General features: G+C 48.0%; 5 protein-coding genes. 4 read left to right on the top strand and 1 reads right to left on the bottom strand.

Annotated features, from left to right (window positions below; genetic code table 11):
- Nucleotides 1-492 precede the first annotated feature (492 nt).
- The 3 genes from recA (at nucleotide 493) to rny (ending at nucleotide 3,890) form a co-directional block, all read left to right on the top strand.
- Nucleotides 493-1,578 (top strand): recombinase RecA, encoded by a 1,086-nt coding sequence (gene recA / locus ACTQ1O_RS06855; protein WP_441486644.1) that lies wholly within the window; start codon nucleotides 493-495, stop codon nucleotides 1,576-1,578.
- Nucleotides 1,579-1,616: 38 nt separating this feature from the next.
- Complete coding sequence (locus ACTQ1O_RS06850; RefSeq protein ID WP_441486643.1) at nucleotides 1,617-2,153, top strand: regulatory protein RecX; 537 nt, start codon at nucleotides 1,617-1,619, stop codon at nucleotides 2,151-2,153.
- A gap of 165 nt (nucleotides 2,154-2,318) precedes the next feature.
- Nucleotides 2,319-3,890: a ribonuclease Y gene (rny, locus tag ACTQ1O_RS06845; RefSeq protein WP_441475437.1), complete on the top strand. Its 1,572-nt coding sequence runs from the start codon at nucleotides 2,319-2,321 to the stop codon at nucleotides 3,888-3,890.
- A 258-nt stretch (nucleotides 3,891-4,148) separates the two neighbouring features.
- Here the strand turns inward: rny and ACTQ1O_RS06840 are convergent, their stop codons facing one another.
- Entirely contained in the window at nucleotides 4,149-4,625 is a 477-nt protein-coding gene (locus ACTQ1O_RS06840) for a gamma carbonic anhydrase family protein (protein WP_441476143.1), read from the bottom strand.
- A gap of 480 nt (nucleotides 4,626-5,105) precedes the next feature.
- Here ACTQ1O_RS06840 and ACTQ1O_RS06835 point away from each other — a divergent pair, with 480 nt between their 5' ends.
- Nucleotides 5,106-6,068, top strand: a complete 963-nt coding sequence (locus ACTQ1O_RS06835; RefSeq protein ID WP_441486642.1) for a hypothetical protein — start codon at nucleotides 5,106-5,108, stop codon at nucleotides 6,066-6,068.
- Nucleotides 6,069-6,103: the final 35 nt, after the last annotated feature.

Genomic DNA, 6,103 nt, shown 5'->3' with positions numbered 1-6,103 from the left:
CCGTGCCGCTTTCGCGTCACTTCGTCCTCATACTTGTTGCCTTCGAAATCGCTTCCAGGCTCTTTCGCGCGCTTCGCGTGCGACGAACCTGGAAAGCGTTTTCGAAGAGCTTATTTTTTACATTGACGAAGTTGTTTTCTAAAGATATAATAAAACCACATCTCGAACCGCATAATCTTCTTCATGTTTTCTTCATCTTCATTTGTTATCCAACATCCCTTTTTCACTTAAGCTGTCCATACCTTCCATTTTCTCTTCTTAGTATTATTAACGCCCATTAGCGCTCCATTGTACACTTAAATGCATTGACAACGTTTTGAAAGTAGTGTAGTATAATAACCAGTGCGCGAACAAATGTTCGTTTTTTGACGTTTGATTCCCTCAGGACATGATCTCACAGGAAAGGAGAGTCCACTCGAAAACGGCAGATACAGGACGGCCCGGCTGACCCGGGATTCATCCTTTTTCTGCGTTATCAGTGACGATTTTATCATGGCATCTAATAATAGTTCAAATCAGAATCAGGACAAGCAGCGTGCGCTTGACGCCGCTCTCGGTCAGATCGAAAAGCAGTTTGGAAAGGGTGCGGTTATGAAGCTCGGCGACCAGGGCGCGAATCTGAATATCGAAGCGATTCCGACAGGATCCCTGAGTCTTGATATCGCTCTCGGCGTCGGCGGTATTCCGAGAGGAAGAATCGTGGAGATCTACGGGCCGGAATCTTCCGGTAAGACCACGGTAGCTCTTCATATGGTCGCAGAGGTGCAGAAGAGGGGCGGGATCGCAGGATTTATCGATGCTGAGCACGCCCTCGACCCTGTTTACGCGAAGAACATCGGCGTAGATATCGATAATCTGTACATTTCTCAGCCGGATTCCGGCGAGCAGGCACTTGAGATCACCGAGACAATGGTTCGTTCCGGAGCCATCGACATTATCATCGTCGATTCGGTTGCCGCACTCGTTCCGAAGGCTGAGATCGACGGAGAAATGGGTGACTCCCACGTGGGTCTGCAGGCAAGAATGATGTCTCAGGCATGTCGTAAGCTCACGGCGGCGATCAGTAAGACGAACTGTGTTGTTGTGTTTATCAACCAGCTGCGCGAAAAGGTCGGCGTTATGTTCGGAAACCCAGAGACAACCACCGGCGGCCGCGCGCTCAAGTTTTATGCTTCGGTTCGTCTTGATGTGCGCAGAATTGAATCTCTAAAGCAGGGCGGCGAGGTAATCGGCAACCATACCCGTGTCAGAGTGGTGAAGAATAAGGTAGCTCCGCCTTTCAAGGAAGCAGAGTTCGATATCATGTTCGGAAAGGGCATATCCCGAGAGGCAGATATCCTGGATCTTGCCGCTAATCTTGGAATTATCAACAAGAGTGGTGCATGGTATTCTTACCTTGGCGAAAAGATCGGGCAGGGGCGTGAGAATGCGAAGCAGTTCCTGGCTCAAAACCCCGAGGTGATGTCAGAAGTTGAGGGCAAGGTTCGTGAGGCATACGGTCTTCCGACGGATGGAGCGGCCTCAGAGACAGCCCCCGCCGACATTGCGTCTGCAACGACAGATTCTGAAGAACAGTAAGATAATCAAATCGCATTGTCAGGAGGCGGAGAAGATTTATGAAAGAATGGAATGCTGTAACTTTTACGAACAATCTTAATGGAGAGTTTCCGGACTCCCCTAAGCCTCCTGTGCTGACCGATGATTCCAGAAAAGCAGCCGCAAGAGCAATGAAGCTTCTGCTGTATAAGGGCAGAACCAGGCAGGAGCTTCGAACCCGGCTGCTGGAAGAAGGCTTTCCGGAGGAGCAGACCAGCAAGGCGATCGAATACTGTCAGTCATTCGGATATGTTAACGATGAAAAATACGCGGAGAATTATATCGCATCCATGAAATTTCGCAAAAGCCGGAATATGATCCGGCGCGAGCTTGAGGATAGGGGTGTCACGGAAGAGGAGATCAGTCAGGCATTTGATGAAGTGCCATACGATGAGCAAGAGCTGATTGATCAGCTCATCCTCAAAAAGGCCGGAGAACCTCATGCAATGGATGACAAAGAGCTCCGCAGGACCTATGGTTTTCTGGCACGGAAGGGATTCCCTTCGTCTGAAATCTGGAAGGCTCTCCGAACCTTTCAGGAAGCATCCGGAAGATAGCTTCAATTACTCATCAGTTTCAAGTCTCACCGCATGTCTTTCTGACAATTCAATTCAGTCAGTTTTTGACAATTCGTCCATCACAGCGTTGACAATATTGTGAAAAATGTATAAAATAAATACTGGTATTGAACTGTGACAACAAAATAAGGAGGTACATTTGTAATGATTAACCCGATAATCATCCATGTGATTGTCGCGGTCATTGCTGTGATTGTTACTCTGCTTATTGCAGTTCCGCTAGTCAGCAAGCTGGCAGTCGCAAAAAAGGTCCGCGAAGATCAGACCAAAATTGGCACTGCCGAGGAACAGGCTCGAGGCATCATAGATGAGGCACTGAAAACTGCTGAAACTAAAAAGCGCGAAGCCCTTCTCGAGGCTCAGGAGGAGAACCTGAAGCTGAAAAATGAAAGAGAGAAGGAAAATCGCGAACGCCGGGCGGAATTGCAGAAGTATGAAAAACGAGTGCTCGCAAAAGAGGAATCTGTCGAGAAAAAGGCAGATAATCTGGAGCGGCGCGAGGGAAATCTTTCAGCAAAGGAAGCGAAATTACTCGAAAAAGAAAAAAGGGTTGATGAATTACAAAACCAACGCGTACAGGAGCTGGAGAAAATCTCCGGCATGACCTCCGAAGAAGCAAAAGAATTTCTGTTAAAATCTGTTGAAGACGAAGTAAAGATTGATGCGGCAAAGCTCTACAAGGATTATGTAGACAAAGCGAAGGAAGACGCGGACAAGAAGGCACAGGAATATGTAGTGACAGCAATTGAAAAATGTGCTGTGGATCATGTATCCGAGTCTACGATTTCTGTGGTTGAGCTTCCAAGCGATGAAATGAAGGGACGTATTATAGGCCGTGAGGGCAGAAACATCCGGGCCCTCGAACAGGCTACCGGTGTAGATCTCATTATTGATGATACACCGGAGGCTGTCGTGCTTTCATCCTTTGATCCGATCCGGAGAGAAGTAGCGCGGATCGCTCTGGAGAAGCTGATCGTTGACGGACGCATCCATCCGGCACGCATCGAAGAGACCGTTGAAAAAGCCAAGAAGGAAGTTGACAACCGAATCCGTGAGGAAGGTGAATCCGCACTCCTTGAAGTCGGAGTTCATGGCATTCATCCGGAGCTTGTAAAGCTCCTCGGCCGCATGACTTTCCGTACAAGCTACGGCCAGAATGCGTTGAAGCACTCAATTGAAGTTGCTCAGCTTTCCGGCCTTCTCGCCGGAGAGATCGGATTGGATATCCGTATGGCCAAGAGAGCCGGTCTTCTTCACGACATAGGCAAATCTATAGACCATGAGGTCGAAGGGTCTCATGTACAGATCGGGGCGGATCTTTGCCGGAAATACAAGGAACCCGCCATTGTCGTTAATGCGGTAGAATCTCACCACGGAGATGTCGAGCCGCAGTCTTTGATTGCCTGCATCGTTCAGGCAGCAGATGCTATTTCCGCAGCCAGACCAGGAGCTCGCCGCGAGACCCTGGAGGCTTATACCAACAGATTAAAGGACCTTGAGGACATCACCAATTCCTTTAAAGGTGTAGAGAAGTCTTTTGCAATTCAGGCAGGTAGAGAAGTACGTGTTATGGTCGTTCCTGATCAGGTAAGCGATGCCGACATGGTATTGCTTGCTCGCGATATTGCCAAGAAGATTGAGGACAGTATGCAGTATCCGGGACAGATCAAGGTCAATGTAATTCGTGAAAGTCGCGTAACCGATTACGCGAAATAACCCGACACAAATTCAACCAGTGAAAACTTAAGGCTGTCGTATTGTTCTCAGATAGAGAATGATACGGCAGTCTTTTTACGCGAACAGTGAGCCGCAGCCGAATGCGAAGTATTCGTGTGCGGCGAGCGTCGCGATAGCGAGATAAAACTCGCGCAGCGTGTTTTATCTCGTTGAATGCTGTGTGGAAAGTCTTCAACCGATTTGCCGGCATGGAGCCATTTACATATTGATACATTTCTTTTACAGCACAAAGACCGGTCACATCATTTTTTTTGCAAAATCTACATAATGCTGTGCACTGATACGATTTCCCTCGATTTCCTCATCCGTCAGCATGCGGATTACTCTCGCCGGACTTCCGAATGCAAGCGAATTATCCGGTATCACACATCCCTGCGTTACAAGAGCCCCGGCGCCAATGATACAGTTACTTCCGATCACTGCTCTGTTCAGAATAATTGCTCCCATTCCGATCAGTGTATTGTCCCGGACCGTGCACCCGTGCACGATCGCAGAATGTCCGATCGTAACATTATCTCCGATTTCAACCGGGCACTCCGGATCACCGTGAATAACTACATTGTCCTGCACATTTGTTCTCTCACCAATCTTAATCTGGGAAGGGACGCCGCGAATCACTGCATTATACCATACCCCCGAGTCTTTCCCGATCTCAACTTCGCCGACAATACGGCTGCCGTCCGCCTGAAAAACGGATTCGTCTATTTTTCTCATTCCCATCCTTCTTTCCCTGATAAAAATCATTTATCTGTTCTATGAAGGCGTCTTCCAGAGAGCCTCCTGTCTCATAGTATCACAGGGACGCATGGACCGGAATACCACTTTCTGCTTTTTTGAATCTTCTTACGGACCGGCGGTAACAATGCCTGATCCATCTATCAGATATTTTGAATCTGTTCATTTTTATTTCGAATCCGTCTATTTATCTTTTGAATTTAAATCAGGTTCTTTCGAATTCAAACATAAAAACTCCAGACCTCTTGTAACAACAGCGATACAATCTATACTGGATAAGAGCAAAGCAAAATATAATCGGAGCTACCGCTGAACAAGGCAGAACAAGCACTGCGATACCACTGCGCAAACCGAGATACGAGCTGTGGTCCTGTCCACCCGTCCTCATATTGATCGGCCTTCGCCACACACATTTTAAAAGCAGCAGGGTAACCCGAAACACAAGAAAGGCAGATTCAGATGGCAGCATCAAAATTATTAATCGGAATCATTTCAGGAACCATCATCGCAGGCAGCGCAGCGGCAGCATTTCAGGCACAAGCCCCGGCAAGAGCATACGCTGCTCAGACCATACAGGAGACATCTTCTCCAGAAACAATGGCAACTGCATCTTCCGCTGACCGCACCAGTTCTGACGCGAAGACTGCCAAAACCATTACCTCTGCCGCAACCGGATCACAAACCAGTTATTCTTCAGAAGCAGAAGAACCCGTTTACCTGAACGGATGGTCCGATGGAAAATATTTTATTGAGAATATACCGGTCACGAATTCCTGGAAAGTCATCGATGGTCACACCTACCGTTTTGACGCAGCAGGAAATGAGGTGACCGGATGGTATTCCGAAAACGGCAGTACCTATTACCTTGGCTCGGACGGTACTCTTACAACCGGAAATGCTTCCATTGACGGTGAAAATTATTATTTTAATGAAGACGGCGTAATGCAGACCGGATGGATTGACGGAAATTATTACAACGCGGATGGAATCGAGTATTCTTTCAACGGCACAACAGGGAATGTCGGACGTCTGTTCATCCCATCGGCAGGCATCAATGTCGCGTTGAATTATGTCGATGACAATACCGGAGACGAGGCAGCCCAGGCCATCTGTGACGCAGAGGACAGTGCAGCATACATGGTCTTCTCCAATTCTGATGAAGTATGGATTGGCGACCACAATTTTCAGGGGTTTGACGCCATCAAATCCGTGGTGCCGGGAACGGAAGCTTATATCAAGAACACCGACGGGACAATCACCACCTATATCTGCACAGAAACAGCTCAGGCGACTAATACAGGCTATGATCTCGTTACCGCCGACGGCAGAAGCGCAAGCAATATCAATGCAGGAGGTATCATCATGTACACCTGTAACGATGACTGGACATCTGTCACGGCAACCTTCTGGCAGCCGGAATAACTATTTGAATTTGTTTTTCAACATGCACAGGCGTG

The sequence above is a fragment of the Bilifractor sp. LCP21S3_A7 genome (assembly GCF_052118825.1).
Lineage (GTDB): Bacteria > Bacillota > Clostridia > Lachnospirales > Lachnospiraceae > Bilifractor.
Note: the sequence above shows the minus strand (reverse complement) of the source record. Positions and strands in the feature narration are given on the sequence as shown.